A 25113-nucleotide genomic window follows, 5' to 3' on the forward strand; every position below is an offset into this window, starting at 1 on the left:
ATGTCAAAAATCTTAAACACACAACTAATAGGTATCTTTAATAGGCTAGAAAAACAATCTTTAGAAATTCAAATGGCCGCCCAATGTTTAATTCAAGCAATTGGTGGCGAAGGTTATGTTTATGTAAAAGGTTATGATGATTTACAGTTTTTCGAAAGTTTCATTCTACATAGTGATGAGCGTTTAAAATCTAGCCGAAAACTTGACGCTATTAAAGACTTTAAAGAAATTGACTCAACTGATCGTGTATTATTATTCGCACCATTTTATAATGATCAAGTTGCATTAGATATTCAAAAACTTATCGACTTAGATATCGATGTGGTCTTAATAAGCAACAAACCTAAAACAGATGATTTCCCTGATCATCTCGTACATTTTATCGATTTATCTACACCAAGACCTATAGTCTACACTGAAGATTACGATAAGATTGTCCAACCACATGCGATGGCATTGAATTATGTATACTATGACATTTATACACAAATGATTGAAATGACAAGAGACTTAGAATTATAAAAGTCACTATTGTTATTTCATACCTTGTCACTAACATAATATTAAAATTATACGAAAAACCGGTACTTTCAATGTTTAACAATGAAAGTACCGGTTTTATTAGCAAATTTATTTATTTTGTTGATATTTTAATGAAGCTTCAATAAATGATTTAAAAATCGGGTGCGGACGATTTGGTCTAGATAAGAATTCTGGGTGGAATTGACAAGCAATAAAGAAATCATTTGTCGGAATCTCTACCATTTCTACTAAACGTCCATCTGGACTTGTACCAGAAATCACCATACCATTTGCTTCTAATTGTTCTCTATAGTCATTATTAAATTCATAACGATGACGATGTCTTTCTTCAATTTCCGCTTTACCATAAACATCTTGTGCCAATGTGCCTTCTTTAATTGAACATGAATATAAGCCTAAGCGTAATGTACCACCTAAATCTTCGATATCTTTTTGTTCTGGTAATAAATCTATAATTGGGTATGGTGTTGCTGGGTCTAATTCAGCTGAATGTGCGCCTTCAAGGCCTAATACGTTTCTTGAAAATTCAACTGTTGCAAGTTGCATTCCTAAACAAATACCAAAGAATGGTACATTGTTTTCTCTAGCATACTTAATTGCACTAATTTTACCTTCACTTGCACGGAAACCAAATCCACCTGGTACTAAAATACCGTCGACATCTGCAAGGTATTCGGCTGCATTTTCATCTGTTACTTCACTTGAATCAATCCATCTAATGTCAATATCTTTGGCAAAAGGATATCCAGCATGTTTCAATGATTCAACAACTGATAAATATGCATCTTGTAAGCTAACATATTTACCTACTAAACCAATTGTAATTTTACCATCTAAATTATTAACGATATCTAACAACTGTTTCCATTCATCAAGCTGTGTTTCATATTTCGCGTTTAATTGTAAACGTTTAATAACGATATCATCCATATTTTGTTGGCTTAATTGTAATGGAATTTCGTATAAAGAGTCTGCATCACGACATTCAATAACACTTTCTTTATTAATGTCACAGAATAATGCAATTTTATCTTTTAAATCTTGTGTCATTTCATATTCAGTTCTTACAACGATTAAGTCTGGTTGAATACCTAAGCCTCGTAATTCTTTAACACTATGTTGTGTTGGCTTCGTTTTCATTTCTCCAGCAGCTTTAATATAAGGCAGTAATGTACAGTGAACATACATAACATTTTCTCTACCTAAATCGCTACGAATTTGACGAATCGCTTCAATAAACGGTAATGACTCAATATCACCTGTTGTACCGCCAATTTCAGTGATAACAACGTCTGCATTCGTACTTTCCCCTGCAAGTAATAAACGTTCTTTAATTTCATTTGTAATATGCGGAATAACTTGAACTGTTCCGCCTAAGTAATCACCACGACGTTCTTTTTTCAATACGTGTGAATACACTTTACCGGCTGTCACATTTGAAAACTTGTTTAAATTAATATCAATAAATCTTTCGTAATGTCCTAAGTCTAGGTCAGTTTCTGCACCATCATCCGTTACGAATACTTCACCATGTTGATAAGGACTCATTGTACCTGGGTCAACATTTAAGTATGGATCGAATTTTTGAATTGTTACATTTAGACCTCTATCTTTTAATAATCTACCTAGAGAAGATGCTGTAATACCCTTCCCTAATGATGAAACTACGCCACCTGTTACAAAAATAAATTTTGTCATGTCTTGACCTCCTAATTATTAAAGGGAATGCTTCCTCATCAATTGTAAAAATTACGTAAAACATAACATTAAAGCAAGCTCATTCAAGTTGTTTATTTGTCGAATTCGACAAAATTAAATTCTGTTTACTTACCGTTTCCATACTGCTATGTCACTATGTATATCATTTACAACTTTGATTTTTGCGTTATCATTTCTTGATTTACTCAATTAAATAAAAAAACGCTCCCTCTCACAAATTCTGTAAGGGGAGCGTATAAATTTTATACACGTGTCCTATTTAAAGGAGCCCGAATAAAATTTTATCATCTTTCAACTAAAAGTCAAACAAAAAATTAATCGTTGAAGTCTTCTTCGTCTTCAAACACTTCTTCGTCTTCGTCTAGTTCATCTTCATCTTCTTCAATGACTATATCCGAATGATTGATTTCTTCTTCAACCTGCTCATCTTCTGGATCATTTAGTTCTTCTTGATCATCTGTTTGAGCTGGAATATCATCGTCGTCATCCATTTCATCTTCGCCCAATAATTTTAAGTTTTGATCTTCTTCATCATCTGCATCCAGAATATCGAATTTTTGAATAGTTGGTGCGATTTTCTCTTCAATATCATCTACCGAATACCAATCACGTAATCCCCATAAATTTTCTCCAACATTTAAAAAACGACCATCTGTGTTTAAATCCGTGTAAAATTGTACAACACGATTTTCAATTTCTTCGTACTCATAATCACCTAACGCTCTAAATTCATCGATGATATCATATAAGTTCATTGTTTCGCCTTTATCATTCAATAATGTATAAGCCATATCAATAAATGATTTTTCATCAACCATTTGTTTTGTATAATCTTGAATTTTCATTGCCCAATACTTCCTTTCGAAGGATATAATCTAAATTTATACGTCTGAATTCATTTATATATAGTAACAAAACTAAATTATAAATGACAATATCATATTTCGCAATCACTGTTAGTAATTTAAATATTTTTCGAAAACGACATAATCATCAGTTTGTTCGATTTCAACGAAATTACTATTTAAACATAATGGTTTAAAATCATTATTCTCTCCAAACAGAATCATCGTAATCACATTAAGGTTGTCATAGTTTTTTCTTAAGTAAGTTGGCAATTGTCGCAGAGCACTTGAACCAATACCATTAAAGCGATATGATTTATCCACTTCAATAGCAGCAATGTTCATGCGTTCACCAATCTGCTCCAATGCGATAAAGCCAACCTTTTGGCCATCAATCATTAAATTAATGATATGTACATTGGTCACTTCTGAACGACTTTCTTCTTCAAGCTTTAATGATGAAACATGTTTTGAATCTAAGTCCAAGTAATATAGTCGTTCTTTGCCAATTGGTCCTTCTTCTTTAGTCGCTGTATGCATGAATCCAGCACGTTCGTATAGGTTCCAAGCATTGTCATTTTCCGCATCTACTACTAGATATAGATGATTAAAATCAGGAAATACACCTTGAACATATTGCGGCAATGACATCATTATTTTCGTGCCATATCCAAAACCTTGATATTTTTCATTAATCGATAATGAACGAATATAAACGACATTTTCAGGTGTATCATAACCTTCATGCTGATAGTAACGATGTAATACAAAAAAGCCCACCACTTCATTTTTATCGTTTATTGCTACGTTAGCAATCCTATCAGCATCATTAATTGCATCATCAATAACTTCTTTAGGTAAAGATGAATATATTTGTTGTCTTTCATTCAAGTCAAAATCATTAATTGCTGAACGATATTGTTCATCAAATGCTTTTAAAGTGATACCTTCAAAACAAAGTTCTTTAGCCATATATTTAACCCCTATCTTTTTATATATGAAGCATGAATCCCCATATTATTTTACCTATTATTTCACTACGATACCATTATTTGCTCTAAGTTAAATAAATTACTTATTTATATTTTTTAAATTTCAAAATTAATGTACTATTCCTCATTACTTATCATTTTAATCAGAGACTTACAAATACACTGCGTACGAACTACTTTTAATATTGCGTCACTAACTAACAATCCTATACAACTTCAAAATTCCTAGAAAATAATATATATAACTTAACGTCCACGTTTGTAAAACATTAATTGCGATACGCTTACAATGTTGAAATGCAATGGCATCAAATTTGTTAATAATTACTATTATTACTTGTTTTTTAGTCATTTTACTATACTATTATTTAAGGATAGACATTAATAATGAGGTGGGAATCTTATGAAAGTTGGCATTGACGCTGGCGGTACACTAATTAAAATCGTTCAAGAGCAAGATAACCAACGTACTTTTAAAACTGAATTAACTAAAAATATTGATCAAGTTGTGGAATGGTTAAACCAACAGCAAATTGAAAAATTATGCTTAACTGGAGGTAATGCAGGTGTCATTGCTGAAAACATCAACATTCCTGCACAAATTTTTGTAGAGTTTGATGCTGCATCTCAAGGACTAGGTATTTTGTTAAAAGAGCAAGGCCATGACTTAGCAGATTATATTTTTGCAAATGTTGGTACCGGTACGTCACTACATTATTTCGACGGCCAATCACAACGTCGTGTAGGCGGTATCGGTACAGGTGGAGGCATGATTCAAGGACTCGGTTATTTACTAAGTCAAATCACTGATTATAAACAGTTAACTGACATGGCACAACACGGTGATCGTAACACTATCGATTTAAAGGTTAGACATATTTATAAAGATACCGAACCACCCATTCCCGGTGATTTAACAGCAGCTAATTTTGGTCATGTACTACATCATTTAGATGCTGATTTTACACCTAGCAATAAATTAGCAGCCGTTATTGGTGTCGTTGGCGAAGTTGTTACGACAATGGCCATTACTGTTGCACGTGAATTTAAAACTGAAAATATCGTTTATATCGGTTCTTCATTTCATAATAACGCTTTATTACGCAAAGTTGTGGAAGATTATACTGTGTTACGCGGTTGCAAACCGTACTATGTTGAAAACGGCGCATTTTCAGGTGCTATTGGTGCATTATATTTAGAAAAATAGAAAAAGACCATTTATATGCGCGTTGTTTTAAATAAACGCTATATAAATGGCCTTTTATTTTATGGTCTAAGTGTTTTGAATACGTATTGTTCCATTTATTATCACTTAATTACTTACAACTCAATTCAATTAAAATGTAAGTTCATTAGACAATTTTTGCGCTGAAACAATTGTACCAACCACGCCAGTTTTTAAATCTATCGCAACGGCTTTATGATCATCTCTAAGTTCATCTAGCCATTCTCCGAAAACAGAACCTTCAATCGTAATTAAATCACACTCTTCAAAATCTTCATCTCGAACTTTTAACGCTCTGTTTTTAATACTCCATACAGGCATAATATGCGGCTTTTTTTCGTCGCTATCATTTTCACTAATGAGAATAAACTGCTTACTACCTTTTTTAGTTAAGCCGTATACTTCATCATATTTCGCTACATCTTGGACAAATTCTTTGATTCTAATTTTATCTAATTCCGTCATCACTTCTTGTGTAACAGCTACAACGTTTAGTAGATGCCCTTCTTCTTCCATTGTTTGATTCATAATAATATGGTCTTGTTCATCAAACAATTCATCTAATTCATAAGTAGCAAAACGATCAACGTCCATTTTTACAACTTTATCAAATGGAATATCACGACTTGTTAAAAATGATACGGCCACACTTTCTTCTGTCCAAACGCCTACATACGCTTCACTTTTATAATTTAGGCGTACTAGTTTTTTATTTTTAGAGGCGAAATAAATACATTCATTTATTAATATATCTCTAAAGAATGGATATGCTTTATAAGACATGCTTGACCCTCACTTTTTAAAATATGTCATACATAAAATAGTAAATGACTCCAACAAGTTAGTCAATTAGACATATTAAGAATTCAATTTAATGTCATGTTTTTCATTTTAAAAATTCAATAGCATTAAATTTTACGTATACACAAATTCGGTCTATAACACGAAACATATCTAGTTACTAAAAATTTCAAAACGATAACCTTTAGTATACCTTTATCAACAAAATGGCAACTCTTATAACATAGTGAAATAAAAGTCGCCATTTAATATTAGTATTACAAAGTATTGCCATATCATAAATTTAATTACTGTTGACTAGAATCGAAAAAAGCTTGTTACAAACGCATATTCAGTCAACTACTGGCAACACAACATTGTAGCGCCTTATGTTCCGAACTCTAATAGTGTTCAAGTTCAGCTAAAAATGCGCGTTCATTCTCCAGTACTGTTTCTTTTGAATCACCATGCCAAATACAGCCAAACCTTGATTTAACTTTATCTTCACCGTACCAATCACCATCATAATAAGATAACGGGTATAAACTACCTTCTTTGACATATTTCAAAATCGTATTGAAGAAATGTGTGTTATCACCTTTTGAATGATAACTATAAAACTTTTGATATCCTGAATTCAACTCGTTAGCAAGTAATAACATGCTCGTTGAACCATTTTGTCTAAAGTTTAAATCAATCGCATAAACGTTATCATCCTCATCGACGAGTAGGTCAAAACCAGCTACACCAAAGAATCCTTGATTCACACCGTTTTCCATAATTTGTCTACCTGCTTCTATAACGTGCTCTGGTACATTAGTAGTATTTTCATTTCCGTTATAAAATCCGTACTTATCCGTTAATTGCGTTGCCGCACCAAGATATTGAATGCCTAGCGATTCCGAGTATGCAAACTGAACGCAATAATTCGCTTTTTCTTCAATCTTCTGTTCGATAATAAGCGAATTCGTTTCAGCAGTTGCCTCTTTAATACGCGTTATCGCTTTTTGTAAATCTGCATCATGATAACAAATCATAACGCCATAGCCACCTGCTGTCGGAAGATCATCTCCCGGCTTAATTACTAACGGGAATTCCCAATTCTTAATCTCGTTTTCGAATTGCTCAATTTTTACAACTTTTCTTTTTGGTAAAAACTTCCCATTTGTCCATTCAGGTATTCTTGCTTTATTATTTAAAGCAACAAATAACGTTTTATCTAATGCATAATATTGCTGATTCAAGATTGTTTCATCATGAATATATTGAAAATAAATCTTTTTATTTTCCTTATGTGCCAATTGTTTGATCAAGTTTTCGTAAGATTGCTGATTGTTAAATGTATAAATTGAGTTCGGTACTTCCTTACCAATAACTTGAAATAGCTGATGCAATTTGTCTGTCGCACTAGCTTCGTGAACAATAACAGGTAATTGATTTGCTATTAATAACTCCCTACCAGTTAAAAAATTAGATTGATGTTCGTCCGGTTTCAACCATGGATTCGATATATACGAAGGTCTTGACGTATAGACAACATCTTTGTCATATAAATCACTTAACGTTAAGTTCGGCTCATTACCATTATTTGTCATTACTTCCCATTCCCTTTCAAATGCGCATGCTCTTCAATAATGTCTTGATAAACGTCTTGATTTGTAATTAACTCTAACCCCATCAACACCATTATTTTAGCGCCTTTAATTAATGCTTCATCACCATGTACACTCGCAGCCGCTTCTCTAAATCTATGCGTATGTCCTACTAAATTACGTGATCCTATTTTAATATGAGGATGTATTGTTGGCACAACATGACTTACGTTCCCTGTATCCGTAGAGCCATAACCAAAATCATCATCAATAACTGCTTCACCAACTTCTTCAGCATATTTAGCAAATAAATCATCTAATTTCGGCGTTTTAATGAATTCATTCACACCGTTTTGAATTCGACCAAATTCATAATCACAACCAGTCTGTATCGCAGCTCCACGTGCGATTTGATTTACTTTTTCTGTTAATATATCCAATTCTTTACGCGTCATTGCTCTAGTATAAAAACGAGCATGTGTATAGTCTGGAATAATATTAGCTGCTTTCCCGCCATCTAAAATCACACCATGCACACGTTGATCTTTTTTAATATGTTGTCGTAGTTGTGCTACACCATTAAAATAACTAATCATAGCGTCTAATGCATTTAACGCTTCATCTGCATTTTCAGAGGCATGAGCACTTTTTCCGTAAAATTTAACATCTAAAACATCCACTGCCAAAGTATCAATCGTTTTATAAGTTTCATTTCCCGGATGAATCATTAAGGCAATGTCTATTTGATCAATCACACCAGCCTTGACATAAGAAGCTTTAGCGCTACCATTTTCCCCACCTTCTTCAGCTGGACATCCAAGAACGACTACTTTACCACCAATTTGGTCAATCACTTGCTTCAAACCAATTGCACCAAGAACACTTGCAGTTCCAATGATATTATGACCACAAGCATGACCCAATCCTGGCAAAGCATCGTATTCTGCTAAAAAACCTATAGCTGGCCCGTCAAGTCCTGAATCATATGTCGCTATAAACCCAGTTGCATGCCCAGCAATCTCGGTTTCAATTTCAAAATCATGCTCTTTCAAACGATCTATTAAAGTTCGAGACGCAAATATTTCTTCATTACCAAGTTCAGGACGTTCATGAATTCTATGACTGATTTCGATATAACTATATTTATTTGTTTCTATATAATCGAGAATTTGTTGTTTTTCACTCATTTTTTACTATCTCCCTTTTACCCTACACTCATTTTAATCATCCACAATATTTTGTTCTTTCAAAATGAATTATTACTTATTCTATCGGTTTTATCTCATGATGTCATCTAGTTTTTCTTTATTTACAAAATTTTCTAATAACTAAAAGCCTTTCATAAATTTATAAAACAGTTTCAAATTGTAAAACATAAGCCCTATTGTTACAATTTAAGTATTGTTAGAAACACAACTTACAACAAACTTAAGTTTTATAATGCAACAAATCATAAGCGTTTTATAGTTTTGAGTAGTTAATAGGAGGAAATTCAAAATGACAAAAATGAATGTTGAAAGTTTCAATTTAGATCATACTAAGGTGGTTGCCCCATTTATTAGATTAGCGGGAACGATGGAAGGATTAAACGGAGATGTCATTCACAAATACGACATTCGTTTCAAACAACCAAACAAAGAACATATGGATATGCCCGGACTACATTCATTAGAACATTTAATGGCTGAAAATATTAGAAATCATAGTGACAAAGTTGTTGATTTAAGTCCTATGGGTTGCCAAACTGGTTTCTATGTATCATTTATTAATCATGATAATTATGATGATGTATTAAATATTGTTGAAGCAACTTTAAATGATGTGCTAAATGCTACTGAAGTGCCTGCTTGTAATGAAGTACAATGTGGCTGGGCAGCAAGTCATTCATTAGAAGGTGCTAAAACTATCGCTCAAGCATTTCTAGACAAACGAAACGAATGGCATGATGTTTTCGGTACAGGAAAATAAATCTTAGTCAATCAAGTTAATCAGAAAAGCAGTCGAACAATGATTTTACAATCGCCATTGTCCAACTGCTTTTTATTATGCTTCAAAGTCAAAAAATCGAACAAATGAAAAAGTAAAATCTTTAACATTTGTCCGATTTATTTGAGAACCACTATAATTTCTTAATTAGTCCCATTAACACGAACTGCATAGGTAACCTTAAATATAGTTGCCATGTTGGCAATTGTTTATCTCCTAAAGGTAACTTTTTAACTGCCATATAGATATTAGCTGGGAATACAGCTAGCAAGAATAGATTGATTGTATTTTTCAAGCATTGAGATGGTCTTTTAATTAAAAGTGCAAGTCCAAATAATATCTCAAAGATTCCTGTAACAAGAACCGCTGTTTTTCGAAGTGGCAAACATTTCGGTATGATATTTCTAAATTGTCGTTCTCGTGTAAAATGCAATACACCTATTACACTAAAACCTATTCCTAATAAATATCTTAGTATGTTCAATCAGCTTCAACTCCTATTCTGTAATGATTTTATGAATTAATGTAGGCGATACAACATGATCAGCAATTGTTATGCTTGAATCTAATTTTTTAACAACATCGTCTACATCTTGGCGATTACTGTGAATCGTTAATAATGATTCTCCTTCTTCTACTTTATCACCAATTTTTTTATTTAAAACAATACCAACCGCTAAATCAATATCATCCTCTTTTGTTAAACGTCCCGCTCCTAACATCATCGAAGCGACACCTATATCGTTAGAGACTAATTCAGTCACATAACCTGATTTTTTAGCTTTATATTCAATTTGATATTGAGCTTGTGGCAAACGCTCTGGATGGTCAATAACAGTTTCGTCGCCACCTTGGTTTTTAATAAATGTTTTGAATTTTTCTAATGCTGCACCTGAATTAATTGCCTCAATTAGCAACGCTCTCGCTTCTTCAAGCGTTTCAGCTTTGTTTGCAAGTACAACCATTTGAGAACCTAATGTTAATACAAGTTCTGTTAAATCTTTCGGACCTTGTCCTTTCAACGTATCAATTGCTTCTTGTAACTCAAGCGCATTGCCAATCGCACGTCCAAGTGGCTGATTCATATCAGAAATAATCGCCATCGTATTACGTCCCACATTATTACCAATACGTACCATTGCGTGCGCTAATGCTTCAGCATCTTCTAATGTTTTCATAAATGCACCGCTACCAGTTTTTACATCTAATACAATTGCATCTGCACCAGCAGCAATCTTTTTACTCATAATTGAAGAGGCAATTAATGGTATTGAATTGACAGTACCAGTAACATCCCTTAAGGCATATAATTTTTTGTCTGCAGGAGTTAAATTTCCTGATTGTCCTACAACTGCCACTTTATTTTCATTAACCAATTTCACAAATGTTGCTTCATCTATTTCAACATGAAAACCATCAATTGCTTCTAATTTATCAATCGTACCACCTGTATGACCTAATCCACGCCCACTCATTTTTGCAACAGGAACATCTACAGCTGCTACTAATGGTGCTAAAACCAATGTAGTTGTATCTCCTACACCACCTGTTGAGTGCTTATCTACTTTGACACCTTTAATATCACTCAAATCTATCATATCACCAGAATTAACCATAGCCATCGTTAATGCTGCACGCTCATCATCATTCATATCTTGGAAATAAATCGCCATTGCTAAACTTGATGCTTGGTAATCAGGAATATCCCCTTTAACATAGCCGCCAATAAAGAAATTAATTTCTTCCGTTGTTAGTGTATGACCGTCACGCTTTTTCTCAATAATGTCTATCATTCTCATTTTTATCATCCTTTTCTTAAAAAGCTTAGGACAAAGCATCTGCGCTTTCTCTAGTCCATTTTTAAAAGCACAAGCGAAAATTATTATAGCAAGCTATCGATTTCATTTTTAATATCACAATTTCAATGCGATGTTATTATTCTTAAATAGATTGGTTATAACGTTAAAGTCCCTATTAAATTATCTTAGAATCATCATGGCATTTATGATGTCTTAAAGCTGATATCGACATACTTATATATGGTTACGATGTCCCATGCTTACATATTTTTATAAAATTAGTAATCTGAATCTGCTTCTAAACCTTGCATAATTTGAACGCCTGCGCTCGCACCAATACGTGTCGCACCTGCTTCAACCATTTTATTGAAATCTTCTAAATTACGTACGCCACCTGATGCTTTTACTTCTATATCAGCACCTACTGTATCTTTCATTAATTTAACGTCTTCTGCAGTCGCACCGCCACCTGCAAAACCTGTTGAAGTTTTAACGAAGTCCGCACCAGCCGCTTTTGTTAATTCACTCGCTTTTACAATTTCGTCATGGTCCAACAATACCGTCTCAATAATCACTTTTACTGTGTGACCTTTCGCAGCTTTCACCACTGCTTCAATGTCTTGTTGTACATCATCAAAACGTCCATCTTTTAATGCGCCGATGTTGATGACCATGTCAATTTCATCTGCACCATTTTGAATCGCATCTTCTGTTTCAAATGCTTTCGTCGCAGTTGTCGATGCACCTAATGGGAATCCTATTACCGTACAAACTAACACCTCTGAATCAGCTAGTCGCTCTGCTGCATATTTAACATGCGTTGGATTCACACATACAGATTTAAAATGGTATGCTTTCGCTTCATCGATGATTTGATCGATTTGCGTACGTGTTGACTCAGGCTTCAATAAAGTGTGATCAATCAATTTTGCACTATTCATTTTCTATCTCCTCCTTTATGGTTGATTATAAAAATACGGTTGTAAATTAGTTGATTGAGCGTCAGGTTCATTTAAATATCAGGTTAGATGTTCGCTTTTTATGTAACCGCATACATATACTATTACATTAATTCATTTCCCATAAACAAACAATACAATTGAACGTGATATCTTCATTATGAACGATGACTTGACAACAAGCTAATCAGGATTATATTTTTATAATTCTTTAATTCTATAGTACAAAAATTCGCAAAAAAGGGAAACAAATGTTATCTTAAAATTATTAATGAATATTAAGGAGAAGATAACAAATGACAAAAGGTACACCACATATTCAACCAAATGGAGTAAAAATTGCTAAAACAGTATTAATGCCTGGCGATCCGCTACGTGCAAAATATATTGCTGATAATTTTTTAGAAAATGTTGAACAATTTAACGATGTACGTAACATGTTTGGTTACACTGGTACATATAAAGGTAAAGAAGTTTCTGTAATGGGTTCTGGTATGGGTATTCCAAGTATTGGTATTTACTCATATGAGTTATACAACTTCTTTGATGTAGATACAATCATTCGTATCGGTTCTTGTGGCGCATTACAAGAAAATGTTAACTTATACGATGTTATTATTGCACAAGCTGCATCAACTAATTCAAATTATGTAGATCAATACAATATTCCAGGTCATTTCGCGCCTATCGCTGACTTCGAGTTAGTAACTAAAGCTAAAAATGTCGCTGACCAAATCGGTGCTACTACACACGTAGGTAACGTATTATCTTCTGATACATTTTACAATGCCGATCCAACATTCAATGATGCTTGGAAAAAAATGGGTATTTTAGGTATCGAAATGGAATCAGCTGGTTTATATTTAAATGCGATTCATGCTGGTAAAAAAGCACTTGGTATTTTCACAGTAAGTGATCATATTTTACGTGACGAAGCTACTACACCTGAAGAACGTCAAAATTCATTTACACAAATGATGGAAATCGCTTTAGAAATCGCAGAGTAACTTATTTAAATTGACTTTAATTGCTCTTTAACAATGCGATTAAACTCAAAAAGCCAACACATTCTGGGCGTATCCCCATTTATGTGTTGGCTTTTATTTATATTATTACTTATCTGTAGATTAGCTTAAGTAAGATTTAAACATCCAATTATGTTTATCTACTGATGTTTGCATACCTATAAACATATCTTCTGATACATCATCGCCAGCATTACCAGCAATTTCGATTGCGTTTTCTAATTGTTTTGAGATATTTGTGAAGTCTTGTGATAATTCTTCAACCATTTGTTCTGCAGAGTAACCTTTCGCAGCTTCTTTAACAATTGATTGCTCTAAGCATTCAGTTAATGTACCTACAGGGTTTCCTCCTACCGCTAAAATTCTTTCAGCTAATTCGTCTACATATTGGCTTGCTTCATTATATAATTCTTCAAATTTAACGTGTAATGAGAAGAAGTTAGGCCCTTTCACATACCAGTGGAAATTGTGTAGCTTTGTGTAAGCTACTGTCCAGTTTGCTACTTGTTGATTCAATTCTTTTACAACATCTTGTTGATTACTCATATTTAATACACTCCTTAAAATTGTCTACGTCTTGCTTGTTTATATTAATTATTATATTATAATAATTCTAATCTGTAAAGTGTTTTTACTCTCTTTTTTATAATTATTCTAATCTAACCGTAAAGTGTTCCGCTATTTAAATGCCTAAATTTTAATTCATCATCTAATATATCCATTATCAATTAGCAAGTATGTTTTATCAATCAGTAAGTTTTACTTTCGCATTATCATCTAAAAAGAACGATTTTTCATAATCATTTGGTTGGTGCCATGTTGTTTTCCACATTCTATTTCTATTATTAGCAAACATTCGATAACCGAAATTACGGACTGGTTTAGGTACAAGCCATAAACCTACGCCCAATAATTTAGTTCGATTAGGTAGTGCTGTGATTAGTTTAATAATCGCCTGCGATTCAAAATATATACGATCACCTTTCTGTAAAATCACACTATTTTTATTTGCCGCTTCTGGATGTTGTTTAAAAAATTGTTGGCCAACTTCACCTTTTAACGTGGCAAATTGATAATTTCTTGGTAGGTCATGTTGAATTAACCAAATGACATAGTTATAACAATATATACAGTTTCCATCATAATATACGATTGGCATAATTTATTCGCTCCTTTAATAGTACTTATAGTCATTTTTCCTAATTTAAAAACATTTAAACAAGGTTGTCACTTGATAAGTCCTCGCGACACGAAATTGCCATAAAATTTATTTTTCAGTTTTATATTTATTGTATAATGTATTTTTTATTTACTTTAAATTTCTCAATCTACAGTGTAATCTTATTTCTTATTATTAACTTAGCGTTTGGTCATTCGTCTTATTCAACATACCACTGGAAAACTCATATAAAGTTTTAATTCTGTAACATAAATTCTTTTATATTCATATACTGTCTTTATTATTTATTAAAATAAAAACGAGTAATCTATCATAAGCTCTTAATTAGCTCTTATGGTTGATTACCCGTCATTTTTTCTTTATGCGGTTATTCAAATATGCAATTATGCAATTTTTAATCCTATCCTTACTTCTTTTCAAAAACTACCATATATCATTAGTCATGTTTGACTTTGACTATACGTGTGTATTTTAAAAACTGCTCTGAATATTTCTCCTTAATTTCCTCTAAACTGTCATATGTAATACCTACAATATGCCAATTAGGATTGAAATAATAGAAAGAATCTTTTTGTCGTGACCATTTAATCATATTACCGTCTTTATTATAACGTGGTAATGTTACTTCATAGCCTTCTAACACATTAATATACGTTTGGAAAATGTCTGTATCTATACGATTAAAATTATCAATAACTAAATAACTTTTATCCTTTTTAGGCATTAATTGAGTAATAAACCCTTCACGATAGTATAATGCCCCTGTTTCATTTGGTAAATACTTGCCATAAAGCATATCTTCTGAAAAATCAGGATGACCTGTTGTTATAACAGGATTTGCATTCGCTTTTTGCAATAAGTCATTAGCCGCTTTTAAGCCTTCTTCTTTTCGATCTACAACAAGTAAAATAAATGGCTTTAACGCTTCTTCTTTTTCACTTTCAAGCATATCTGGTTTTTGAACCATTTCAAATGGAGATTTCAATCCATTATTATCGCTCATTTCAATAATTGCATCATACTGTGCTTGTGACATACTTGCAATAGCCTGTTTTGCATTTTCTTGAAGGAAATATAAGTTTTTCAATTTAGGATGCTTATTTAATGTACTTAATGTAATCGGTGTAATGTCTTTCTCATAAGACACTTCAATCACTGTACTATTTGTTCTACCAGGAATTGGTGGTTTTTCATGAATATGCTTTGATACTTCTCCAATTCCAACGACAGATTGATTTTTCGTTCGATTATAAAAAATAATATTGTCGCCTTCTTCTAACTGAGTATAAAAATGATAACCATTACGTTTAATACCGTTGTACGTGTGCGTATAAATCGTATATTGGTTTCCAGGTTCAAATTCTTCAGTTTCAGCTAAAAAGAAATAACGCGGTATCTTAATTTCGCCTTTACCAAGACCACTTATTAAATCAAACTCTTCTGCAGTGATTTGATTGAACAATGTCTCTTTCATATTACTTATACGAAATTCCAAAGCTTCACTACGCTTTAAATAATCTGCTGTTAATGGTTTCAATTGTTCATTAAAACGAAACTGTACACGTATTTTATTTTGTGCACCTGTTTCAACACTAATAATTTCACCACATCCAAGTAGTCCAGTATCCGTCTGAACTTGATAAAAGATGACTTGATCTCCTACTTTAGCCTTTTTAAACGCTCTAAATCCTTGAGATGGGTTAAAATGTGCGCCTGATTCAAATAAAGCTGTTTGTCCTACTAACGGTTCATTATGATTCCAACGGTTATATCCACAATTCAACCAAAAATAATTCGTTTCTGCTGTCATCTTAATACTCCTTAACCTGAATAAATTTTAGAAACACTATGAATTACATTCTTTTAGTGTTTCTTATGCAGTTGGACGCGTATGCGAACAACTGTATACCCTTTGTTCACTGCGATTTTAATCGCATTTCCTATAACATTGTAGCGCCCAGGACATTAATTTACGTCCCAGACCCTTATCGTTTTCACTTCTAAGTAAGTCGAACTATTTTGCTTTACAACAAGTGCGACTCTAAATACAGTTGGACACACATACGAGCAACTGTATACCTTTTAATCAGTTTTCTATATTTTATTTATTATATCTGTCTTAATGATAAAAATTGTTACAAACAGTTTAACATATTTAGCTACCTATTTTGCATATAAAAAACATGCTTGCATACACTATGCAATAAAAATTACAAATTTATATATGATACCACTATGCTTGCTTATCTCTATAGCGCCATTGATACACATTTTTAAATATCTATACTGCCGTTAGAATTTTATCATGTCTTAATTTTCATTAAATATTAATTACTTCATTTTATATAAACCAACAAAAACCCCCTCACTACTATGCAAGTGAGAGGTTATGTTGATGTGCTTTATTTTCATCAATGTCATTAACACAATCATATTTCTTCTGTTAATGCACTGTATTATATTCAAACGCGCTATCGACAATTAATTTGAAGCTACAAAGGTACCGCATAATGGCAGCACATTAATTAACAATGCGCTAAACTTTAATGAGGCGCTGATTTGCTTGTCTTTAAAAGTCAACATAGCACTGATAATTCCTAAAATAGCTACTATACGTGGAATTGTCATGCTCGGATACTGCGGTATATGTAAGAAAGCACCAAGACCTGCTATCACACCACATACTAACGCAATATATAGAAATTGCTTCAAATCATTCACTCCTAAATTGTTATTACACTATTACACATAGCTAATCATCAATGTGAAATCACCTTCAAAGACACTATCCAAATCTTCAGAAGTCAAAATAAAGTTTGTACCAGTAGTCAGTTTGAAAATTTCACCATCGACAATCATTTGCCCTTCGCCTTCCAACACTGTAACTAAACAGAACTCTCTAGGCTTCATATAATTTAACGTGCCAGAAATTTCCCATTTAACCAATGTAAAGAAATCATTCGATACAATGTGTGTACACTTATGGTTTTCAATAATTTCGCTTTCAGGCAAAATATTAGGTAATGGTGCATTGTACTGAATAACGTCTAAAGCTTTTTCAATATTTAACGGTCTATCATTATATTGATTATCTTGACGATTGAAATCATAAAGTCTATATGTAATGTCTGACGATTGCATCGTTTCGTATGCTAATATTCCTGAAGAAATAGTATGTACTGTTCCTGCTGGAATAAAATAGAATTCTCCAGGTTTTACTTTAATATATCTAAGTATCGACTCTATCGTTCCGTGTTGAACATGATTCGCAACTTCTTCTCTAGACTCTGCTAATGTCCCTATAACTATTTCTGCATCTTCTTCTGCATCTATAATATACCAACATTCAGATTTGCCATATTGCCCGTTTTCATGCTCATAAGCATAAGAATTATCAGGGTGCACATGAATAGAAAGTGATTCTCTTGCATCCACTATTTTAGTTAGAAGCGGAAAATCTTTGCTTGGGAAATCACCAAACAATTCACGATGTTCTGACCAAATACGGTCTAATGTTTGACCTTGATATGGTCCATTAATAATCTCGCTCGTACCATTTGGATGTGCTGACACACACCAACATTCCCCAGTTGTATCATTGTCTAATTGATATCCAAACTCACTTAGACGTTGACCGCCCCATAATTTTGTTTTTAAAATTGGTTGTAAAAATAATGGCATTGTTGCACCTCCATTGTGATTAAGTAAGCAATAGAACTCTGATGTTGTTGTTCCATTATATTTTGATTTTGTTCTCATTTACATCGTATTATTAACTTCCACATTTCAAATTAACTATTAGTGATTGTACCATATTTACTAACATTGCAGTACTGCCAATTAAAGCGCTTCACTTAAATTTACAGTACTTTAACATTTTCAAAAATTTATAGCATAGAGATTATATCTCTCTTACATTTGTACATATTTCCCTTTAAATTTACTCGCCCATTATACCAATTAATAAACAACTTTAATAGTTGTGCCATACATTGTTCAAATTCTTTGTAAAACGCATAGACAATACGTACTTATTCATACTTATAATTCATCATTTTCAAAAAATAACGAGTTACGAAAAAGTAACCCGCTTCAAATCATATTTACTATCCTTATTAATCCGTTTCATTTTCAAATTGAGTTAAAGCATCTTTAATGTCCTGATCACCACTAATAATTTGAAACTCTTGGTGATTAAAATGATTGGATGTGACAATTTCTTTTAATACTGTCGCAACATCTTCTCTAGGAATTTCACCTTTACCATCAAAATATTGTGCAGCTTCTATCTTTCCAGATCCTGCTGCATTTGTAAGTGCCCCTGGATGTAAAATTGTATAATTCAAACCTGAACGTCTTAAATAGTCATCAGCGTAATGTTTAGCTATTGTATATGGCTTTAAATCACCGCTATCATCAAAAGCCTGACGTCTCGAATCATATGTTGAAACCATGACATAGTGTTTAATATTGGCCTCTTTACTCGCAATCATTGATTTAACAGCACCATCTAAATCGACAATAATTGTTTTATCTGCACCCGTGTTCCCTCCAGAACCTACTGAAAAGATAACTTTATCGAATGGTTTAAACGTCTCAGTTAAAGTCTCTATTGAATCATTTTCAACATCAACAAGAATTGCTTTCATACCTTGTGATTTTAACGCATTAAGTTGATCTGATTGCCTAACACCAGCAGTAAATGGTACATTTTCTTTTGCTAATTGTTGCACTAGTAACGAACCTACACCGCCATTAGCACCTATAACCAAAATATTCATTTACAACACTCTCCTATTTATTATTCTCTATGCCATACCACTTTATGAGATATGTAAAACTTGTTACAACTATAAAAATCAATTGACATACTACTGGGAACGTATTAAATTAATATATGAACAAATATTCATATGAAAGGATTGTCATATAATGTCAGAACAATATTCAGAAATAAATACAGATACATTAGAACGCGTAACTGAAATTTTCAAGGCATTAGGCGATTACAATCGAATACGTATCATGGAATTGTTATCAGTCAGCGAAGCAAGTGTTGGTCACATTTCACATCAATTGAATTTATCTCAATCAAATGTCTCGCACCAATTAAAATTACTTAAAAGTGTGCATCTTGTGAAAGCAAAACGACAAGGCCAATCAATGATTTATTCATTAGATGACATCCACGTAGCAACTATGTTAAAGCAAGCCATACATCACGCGAATCATCCTAAAGAAAGTGGGTTATAATATGTCTCATTCACATCATCATCATGACCATATGCATAGTCATGTAACTACAAATAATAAGAAAGTATTGTTTATATCGTTTTTAATAATCGGTCTATATATGTTTATCGAAATCATCGGCGGTCTCCTTGCTAACAGCTTGGCATTACTATCTGACGGTATCCATATGTTTAGCGACACATTCTCATTAGGTGTTGCACTTGTCGCATTTATTTATGCTGAAAAGAATGCCACAACTACAAAAACATTTGGTTATAAACGTTTCGAAGTACTCGCAGCGTTATTTAACGGTGTAACGCTTTTTGTAATAAGTATTTTGATTGTTTTTGAAGCGATTAAACGTTTCTTTGTTCCTTCTGAAGTTCAATCAAAAGAAATGTTAATCATTAGTATTATCGGTTTAATTGTCAATATCGTTGTTGCATTCTTTATGTTTAAAGGCGGCGACACTTCACACAATTTAAATATGCGTGGTGCTTTTCTACATGTTATCGGAGACTTATTAGGTTCAGTTGGCGCCATTACTGCAGCTATTTTAATTTGGGCATTTGGATGGACAATCGCCGATCCTATCGCAAGTATTTTAGTTTCCGTTATTATTTTAAAAAGTGCTTGGGGTATCACAAAATCTTCAATTAACATTTTAATGGAAGGCACACCAAGTGATGTTGATATAGATGAAGTTATAACTACTATTAAAAAGGATTCACGAATACAAAGTGTGCATGATTGCCATGTTTGGACAATTTCAAATGATATGAATGCATTGAGTTGTCATGTTGTTGTAGACCATACATTGACAATGAAAGAATGTGAATTATTATTAGAAAACATTGAGCATGATTTATTACATTTAAATATTCACCATATGACTATTCAATTAGAAACGCCTAATCACAAACATGATGAATCGATTATATGTTCAGGAACACATAGTCATTCACATAACCATCATGCTCATCATCACGCGCATGTACATTAATAATTTTAACCTACTGCCATTGCATCGATTAAACTTTTCAATGGCAGTAGGTTTTTTATGTCTTTATGGCGACTTGTTTGGTCTTTGATGATGCAATGTTTATTAACAAATTTTCAACTATTATTTCTTACATTAGTCATATTTTTGACAATTTACTATTATAATTCTCTAACTTTAGTCACTTTAATTAATTTTTATTAGATATTAATATGAAAATAACGTGTTTTTTGTTATTGTATTTATATGAAGAAAAGGAGGCACCACTTTGTTTACTTACTTTAAATCAGCATTTAAAAATGCTAAACCACAATTATTAATAACATTGATATATGCACTTATAGCATTTGCTGTAATTGCAGTTGTATATTTACTTGCTAATTTCCAGCTTGCTAAGTATGCACAAACTATTGCAATTTATTCACAATTTGGGCAAAAACCACCAGTAGATGCATATTTAAAAGTTATCGCTGTATTACTTATAGCAGCTGTAGTTTCACTGTTTGTTTTAGTTCAAATTTTTATCGGAATTACAAATGTTATGAAACGAGCAATGAGTCATGAAAAAGTAAAATTTACCGATTTATTTATTGCATTTAAAAAAGGTAATTATTTAAAGAGCGTTCTGATCGGTCTTGTATCTATAGCAATGATTATCGTTCTTTCACTTCTGACATCATTACTATACAAATTATTTTCTCCAGTATCAGAAATGATTATGAATTCAGTACAATCATCATATGCAGATAGTACACACCTGATTGGTATTGCTATTACAACTCAAAGCATCATAATCATTGTTGTTTTATTGATTAAAGCAATTATTACTTGGTTATTGTTAATACCTATTTTCAACTTTATGACTAGTTTCGTTGAATCAACTAACGATAAAGTAAAAACACACTTAGCTAATGGATTTAAAGCAATGAAAAATGGTCAAAAAACATTTTTCAAATTTTTCATTGGAATACTATTATTAAACTTAATTATTATTTTATTTAAAACACCTGTTGGTTACTTGATTTCATTTAATACGCAATCACTCTCTCAAAGTGTTGCAGAAAATATCATAAGAGTTTATACAGTAATGACAATTATTTTATTCGTTGTTATTCATGCAATCATTTTAATGGGTATCGTTCAATATTACTTAAAACGTGGTCAAAAAATTACTAAAGATAAAGTAAAAACAGCTGACAAGAATAAAAAAGTTGTCACTGAACCAAAAAATACAAAAGTAGAAAATGATAAAGTGACAACATCTGTTGAAACAAAAACAGAAAAAGCACAAGATTCATTAAATGATAATACAACAAAAACAATGACTTCAGATAAACCAGAAGACAATCAACCAAAATAAATTTTAGAGCCCCTTACAACTTTAGTTGTTAGGGGCTCTTATGCATGCGCTTAGCGCAGGCGCTCCTACTTTTAAACTTTAGTTGTTAGGGGCTCTTATGCAGTTGATGCGTAGCATCCAACTGTGTTCCTCTATTTTTCAACTTTAGTTGTTAGGGGCTTCTTTCTAAAATAACTAAGTGAATTATCTATATATGAAGAGGTCTCCAATACTTTTTATATAATTCGTGATTACATTCTATACTTTTAATTGTATTTTCTGCTGTATGGAAAGTTGGTTTTATTAATTCTGATTATGTTCAGAACTACAATTCATAAGAAAAATGTGTTAAAATATATTTGTAGCAAGTAGAAGCAAAAGATGAAAATCATTAACTCTTGAAACACAAAAAGGGCAACACTCGGAAACATGTTACCCTAATGAGCCCGTTAAAAAGACGGTGACCTTATATTTTATTTAAAAATAGCCTTCAAAAATGCCGGTCAAAGCGAATAGAAGGTTATTTTTTATGGTCTTGAGTACTAATCAATACTAAACCAATGATTGTTAATACAACCATAAGCATTTCAAAATCAGACATGCTAGTCCTTTCTAGGAGTAACAACTATAACCATAGGCATCACCCCTTTATTAAGAGATTAGCCACCATCTATCCAACTTGCTCAATAAATATTATAACATGCACACTTTTAAACAGTAATTCATAGTATAAGTTTTTTCATTTCTTAATCAACTCGATAAACAGTTGAGTGACATACCCTTGTCTAACTAGCTATTTCTTCCCCTGTTATCGTTTGTTCATCATATAAAAATTTAATTTCTCATTTTTTATTCTCTGGTAAAGAGGGGCGCCCGCTTTTTCGGCCTCTCGCTCTTGTTGCTGCTAAGTCTATTTTATACACTCACATAGTAAATTAACTTCTAATCCTGAAAAATGCACTCATCATCGTAAAAAACATTTTGCCCATTGTGTCTTTCGTTGAAATGTTCATGTTACTAATTTGTAAGTCAATTCCGTTATCATCGAATCATTGTGATAATTCAATTAATAGTTTTGTCGTTCTACCTAACCGATCAAGTTGATAGACAACTAATGTGTCGCTCTCTCGTAAATAATCTAAACACTTAACAAGCTCTGTACGTTTGACACCACTTATTCTTTCACTATATACACACCCACACCCAAATTCTTTAAGTGTATCGATATTAATCTTTCGTTGATACACGATCATAACCAATTTTAGCCATTTAAATAAAACCTCTCTTCAACATATTATATTTAGTTATGACTCAAAACTCATTGCCGTATTTTTGATTTTGTATTAATATATCAAGGCTATCATCATCTAATACCAAATGAATTTCTCCACTTCGAATATCAATAGCAACGTTTATTTTTGATTCTAACTTTTTCAAATAATCTATGTCAGTAAATATGTACTTAGAAAGATAATCATCTTCTTTTTTAAATTCTTCTTTATCAATTGTATATCCGTTCTCTAAAATTTTTGATAACTCTATAAGAGTATTACTCCTACTTTCTTTTTTTACATTAGACACTACATAGTTTATGAACTTTTCAATCAATTGTTCTTCCAAATCACTATAATCTTGTGTGTCCTTTTTAAATAATTCAAACATAATATTATTGGATAAATTTTCATTATATATTAATCGCTCGTACATACCAGAAGCGCTAGAGTTGATAAATCTATTCAGATCGTTTTGTATTTCGTTCAAATCTATATTCCCTTTACTATCGTAATATGAATAATTACTCATTAATTTTTTTAAGAAATCTCTCAAACCAAAGTAAAGATAAATATTTGAATACTTTCTGGCATTATCGTAGTCTTTTACATCTCTTTTATAGTGATCTATCAACATATTCAATTCGAAATTATATCCATGATTAAAATCAAACTCGCCATTGTCATATTTTCTTTGAAATTCAAACTTGTATATTTCTGCAACTTTATCATCGCAATTTTCATCTATATAGTTTTCAACCAAATAATAAGCACGCTCAAGAGAAATTTCACCATAACTTTGTATAAAAGAGGTTAAGTACTCTGTTTTCTTTAAAATTTCTTCTCCTTTCTTAATTGGTATATATACATATGGTAAATCTAAGTTATTAATAATATGAAAATTGTCGTCAATACGTTTAATTAAGTCAGGTTTATTACCTGTTGTTTTTATACCAAAACTTTTTAAAATACTTTGTAATTCAGGTCTTGTCTTTTTATATATACTAACTTCAAAATCATTAGTCGTTGTTAATAACTCAGCTTCAATTAATTTTTTTATTGAATTCATAATTTGAACATCATTATTAGCAAGGCACTTATTAGCAAATATCTCTTCTCCAACCAATCTATTTACATTAGTGTGTAATACTAATAAATCACGTGCATTTACGCTCACTAGCTTTCATCTCCTCATTTTTGCTTTTCAAATTTATTAAGTATGAATAAAAAATACATCCGAACAAACAAAATCTCTATATTCTAATTCGATTTACATAGATTATACACTAAAAAAATGATTCTCAATGCAAATGAATGTGTCTCTCATAGTCTAAAAACTCGTATGTTTCGAATTTTATGATTCATTGATAATAGTACCAGTTAAAAGAACTAAGATTGTAATTATCCCCCCTTAAAATTCAAGAATATATTTTCTTAATCTATCAGCAAGAGGTTATATTTCAAAGTGTTTATTTTTAAAACAACATCTAAAAGCCATTTTCATAATAATGTTAAATCATTAGAATGTATAAAGATTCCAATTAATAAAAATAGATAAAATGCAATAAAGTTCCAAATACTTATTATTATTCATCACAAATTACGTGATGCCCTCTACAACACTAA

General features: G+C 32.0%; 25 protein-coding genes and 1 pseudogene. 8 read left to right on the forward strand and 18 right to left on the reverse strand.

Annotated features, from left to right (window positions below):
* Window positions 1-522, forward strand: coding sequence for a DUF2529 domain-containing protein (locus AA076_RS10760; protein WP_000036005.1), 522 nt, complete (start codon window positions 1-3; stop codon window positions 520-522).
* 108 nt (window positions 523-630) lie between these two features.
* Here the strand turns inward: AA076_RS10760 and AA076_RS10765 are convergent, their stop codons facing one another.
* From AA076_RS10765 to AA076_RS10775, 3 genes are all read right to left on the reverse strand, one after another.
* Window positions 631-2241, reverse strand: coding sequence for a CTP synthase (locus AA076_RS10765; RefSeq protein WP_000159963.1), 1611 nt, complete (start codon window positions 2239-2241; stop codon window positions 631-633).
* Window positions 2242-2576: 335 nt separating this feature from the next.
* Window positions 2577-3107: a DNA-directed RNA polymerase subunit delta gene (gene rpoE / locus AA076_RS10770; RefSeq protein WP_000701483.1), complete on the reverse strand. Its 531-nt coding sequence runs from the start codon at window positions 3105-3107 to the stop codon at window positions 2577-2579.
* Between the two features lie 111 nt (window positions 3108-3218).
* Window positions 3219-4079, reverse strand: a complete 861-nt coding sequence (locus AA076_RS10775) for a GNAT family N-acetyltransferase (RefSeq protein ID WP_001040736.1) — start codon at window positions 4077-4079, stop codon at window positions 3219-3221.
* 423 nt (window positions 4080-4502) lie between these two features.
* Between AA076_RS10775 and coaW the strand changes: the two genes are divergently transcribed.
* Complete coding sequence (coaW, locus tag AA076_RS10785; protein WP_000862727.1) at window positions 4503-5306, forward strand: type II pantothenate kinase; 804 nt, start codon at window positions 4503-4505, stop codon at window positions 5304-5306.
* A gap of 129 nt (window positions 5307-5435) precedes the next feature.
* On the opposite strand, the gene AA076_RS10790 is transcribed toward coaW, so the two are convergent.
* The 3 genes from AA076_RS10790 to AA076_RS10800 all read right to left on the reverse strand — a co-directional run bounded on the left by AA076_RS10790 (window position 5436) and on the right by AA076_RS10800 (window position 8883).
* On the reverse strand, window positions 5436-6107 hold the full coding sequence (locus AA076_RS10790) for a DUF2750 domain-containing protein (protein WP_000120549.1): 672 nt from the start codon (window positions 6105-6107) through the stop codon (window positions 5436-5438).
* 398 nt (window positions 6108-6505) lie between these two features.
* The gene (ldmS, locus tag AA076_RS10795; protein ID WP_000183726.1) at window positions 6506-7699 is read right to left on the reverse strand and encodes an L-aspartate--L-methionine ligase LdmS; all 1194 of its coding nucleotides are present in this window, start codon (window positions 7697-7699) and stop codon (window positions 6506-6508) included.
* Entirely contained in the window at window positions 7699-8883 is a 1185-nt protein-coding gene (locus AA076_RS10800) for a M20 family metallopeptidase (RefSeq protein WP_001836309.1), read from the reverse strand. Before AA076_RS10800 ends, ldmS begins: the two co-directional genes overlap by 1 nt.
* A gap of 310 nt (window positions 8884-9193) precedes the next feature.
* Here AA076_RS10800 and AA076_RS10805 point away from each other — a divergent pair, with 310 nt between their 5' ends.
* Entirely contained in the window at window positions 9194-9664 is a 471-nt protein-coding gene (locus AA076_RS10805) for an S-ribosylhomocysteine lyase (protein WP_000164421.1), read from the forward strand.
* Window positions 9665-9815: 151 nt separating this feature from the next.
* Here the strand turns inward: AA076_RS10805 and AA076_RS10810 are convergent, their stop codons facing one another.
* From AA076_RS10810 to deoC, 3 genes are all read right to left on the reverse strand, one after another.
* Window positions 9816-10166 (reverse strand): DoxX family protein, encoded by a 351-nt coding sequence (locus tag AA076_RS10810; protein ID WP_001024035.1) that lies wholly within the window; start codon window positions 10164-10166, stop codon window positions 9816-9818.
* A 13-nt stretch (window positions 10167-10179) separates the two neighbouring features.
* Window positions 10180-11481, reverse strand: coding sequence for a pyrimidine-nucleoside phosphorylase (locus AA076_RS10815; protein WP_001242318.1), 1302 nt, complete (start codon window positions 11479-11481; stop codon window positions 10180-10182).
* A gap of 278 nt (window positions 11482-11759) precedes the next feature.
* A complete protein-coding gene (deoC, locus tag AA076_RS10825) occupies window positions 11760-12422 on the reverse strand; it encodes a deoxyribose-phosphate aldolase (RefSeq protein ID WP_001083311.1) in 663 nt (220 codons plus the stop codon).
* Window positions 12423-12736: 314 nt separating this feature from the next.
* On the opposite strand from deoC, the gene deoD reads away from it, so the two are divergent.
* Entirely contained in the window at window positions 12737-13447 is a 711-nt protein-coding gene (gene deoD, locus AA076_RS10830) for a purine-nucleoside phosphorylase (RefSeq protein ID WP_000160304.1), read from the forward strand.
* 120 nt (window positions 13448-13567) lie between these two features.
* Here the strand turns inward: deoD and AA076_RS10835 are convergent, their stop codons facing one another.
* From AA076_RS10835 to AA076_RS10860, 6 genes are all read right to left on the reverse strand, one after another.
* Complete coding sequence (locus AA076_RS10835) at window positions 13568-14011, reverse strand: Dps family protein (RefSeq protein ID WP_000070866.1); 444 nt, start codon at window positions 14009-14011, stop codon at window positions 13568-13570.
* Between the two features lie 199 nt (window positions 14012-14210).
* Complete coding sequence (locus tag AA076_RS10840; protein WP_001123303.1) at window positions 14211-14624, reverse strand: thiol-disulfide oxidoreductase DCC family protein; 414 nt, start codon at window positions 14622-14624, stop codon at window positions 14211-14213.
* Between the two features lie 457 nt (window positions 14625-15081).
* Window positions 15082-16455, reverse strand: coding sequence for an EVE domain-containing protein (locus AA076_RS10845; RefSeq protein ID WP_000123393.1), 1374 nt, complete (start codon window positions 16453-16455; stop codon window positions 15082-15084).
* A gap of 671 nt (window positions 16456-17126) precedes the next feature.
* Window positions 17127-17357: a hypothetical protein gene (locus tag AA076_RS10850; RefSeq protein ID WP_000808817.1), complete on the reverse strand. Its 231-nt coding sequence runs from the start codon at window positions 17355-17357 to the stop codon at window positions 17127-17129.
* Between the two features lie 30 nt (window positions 17358-17387).
* Window positions 17388-18326, reverse strand: a complete 939-nt coding sequence (locus AA076_RS10855; RefSeq protein ID WP_001127960.1) for a type I phosphomannose isomerase catalytic subunit — start codon at window positions 18324-18326, stop codon at window positions 17388-17390.
* A gap of 434 nt (window positions 18327-18760) precedes the next feature.
* A complete protein-coding gene (locus tag AA076_RS10860; protein ID WP_001024094.1) occupies window positions 18761-19426 on the reverse strand; it encodes an SDR family oxidoreductase in 666 nt (221 codons plus the stop codon).
* Window positions 19427-19577: 151 nt separating this feature from the next.
* Here AA076_RS10860 and czrA point away from each other — a divergent pair, with 151 nt between their 5' ends.
* The 3 genes from czrA (at window position 19578) to AA076_RS10875 (ending at window position 22237) form a co-directional block, all read left to right on the forward strand.
* Window positions 19578-19898, forward strand: coding sequence for a Zn(II)-responsive metalloregulatory transcriptional repressor CzrA (gene czrA, locus AA076_RS10865; protein WP_000003759.1), 321 nt, complete (start codon window positions 19578-19580; stop codon window positions 19896-19898).
* Window position 19899: 1 nt separating this feature from the next.
* Window positions 19900-20880, forward strand: a complete 981-nt coding sequence (czrB, locus tag AA076_RS10870) for a CDF family zinc efflux transporter CzrB (protein ID WP_000019744.1) — start codon at window positions 19900-19902, stop codon at window positions 20878-20880.
* A gap of 265 nt (window positions 20881-21145) precedes the next feature.
* The gene (locus tag AA076_RS10875; protein ID WP_000495671.1) at window positions 21146-22237 is read left to right on the forward strand and encodes a lytic regulatory protein; all 1092 of its coding nucleotides are present in this window, start codon (window positions 21146-21148) and stop codon (window positions 22235-22237) included.
* Between the two features lie 499 nt (window positions 22238-22736).
* Here AA076_RS10875 and AA076_RS15430 read toward each other — a convergent pair whose 3' ends face one another.
* The 3 genes and pseudogenes from AA076_RS15430 to AA076_RS10890 form a co-directional block, all read right to left on the reverse strand.
* Window positions 22737-22841, reverse strand: coding sequence for a hypothetical protein (locus tag AA076_RS15430; RefSeq protein WP_001802298.1), 105 nt, complete (start codon window positions 22839-22841; stop codon window positions 22737-22739).
* A 160-nt stretch (window positions 22842-23001) separates the two neighbouring features.
* Window positions 23002-23485 (reverse strand): annotated as a pseudogene (locus tag AA076_RS15965) (recombinase family protein).
* 42 nt (window positions 23486-23527) lie between these two features.
* Window positions 23528-24664: an SAP domain-containing protein gene (locus AA076_RS10890; RefSeq protein ID WP_000115562.1), complete on the reverse strand. Its 1137-nt coding sequence runs from the start codon at window positions 24662-24664 to the stop codon at window positions 23528-23530.
* Window positions 24665-24952: 288 nt separating this feature from the next.
* Between AA076_RS10890 and AA076_RS15435 the strand changes: the two genes are divergently transcribed.
* A complete protein-coding gene (locus AA076_RS15435) occupies window positions 24953-25045 on the forward strand; it encodes a hypothetical protein (RefSeq protein WP_001790138.1) in 93 nt (30 codons plus the stop codon).
* The last annotated feature ends 68 nt before the right edge of the window (window positions 25046-25113 follow it).

Origin of the sequence: Staphylococcus aureus (assembly GCF_001027105.1) — a bacterium.
Taxonomy (GTDB): domain Bacteria; phylum Bacillota; class Bacilli; order Staphylococcales; family Staphylococcaceae; genus Staphylococcus; species Staphylococcus aureus.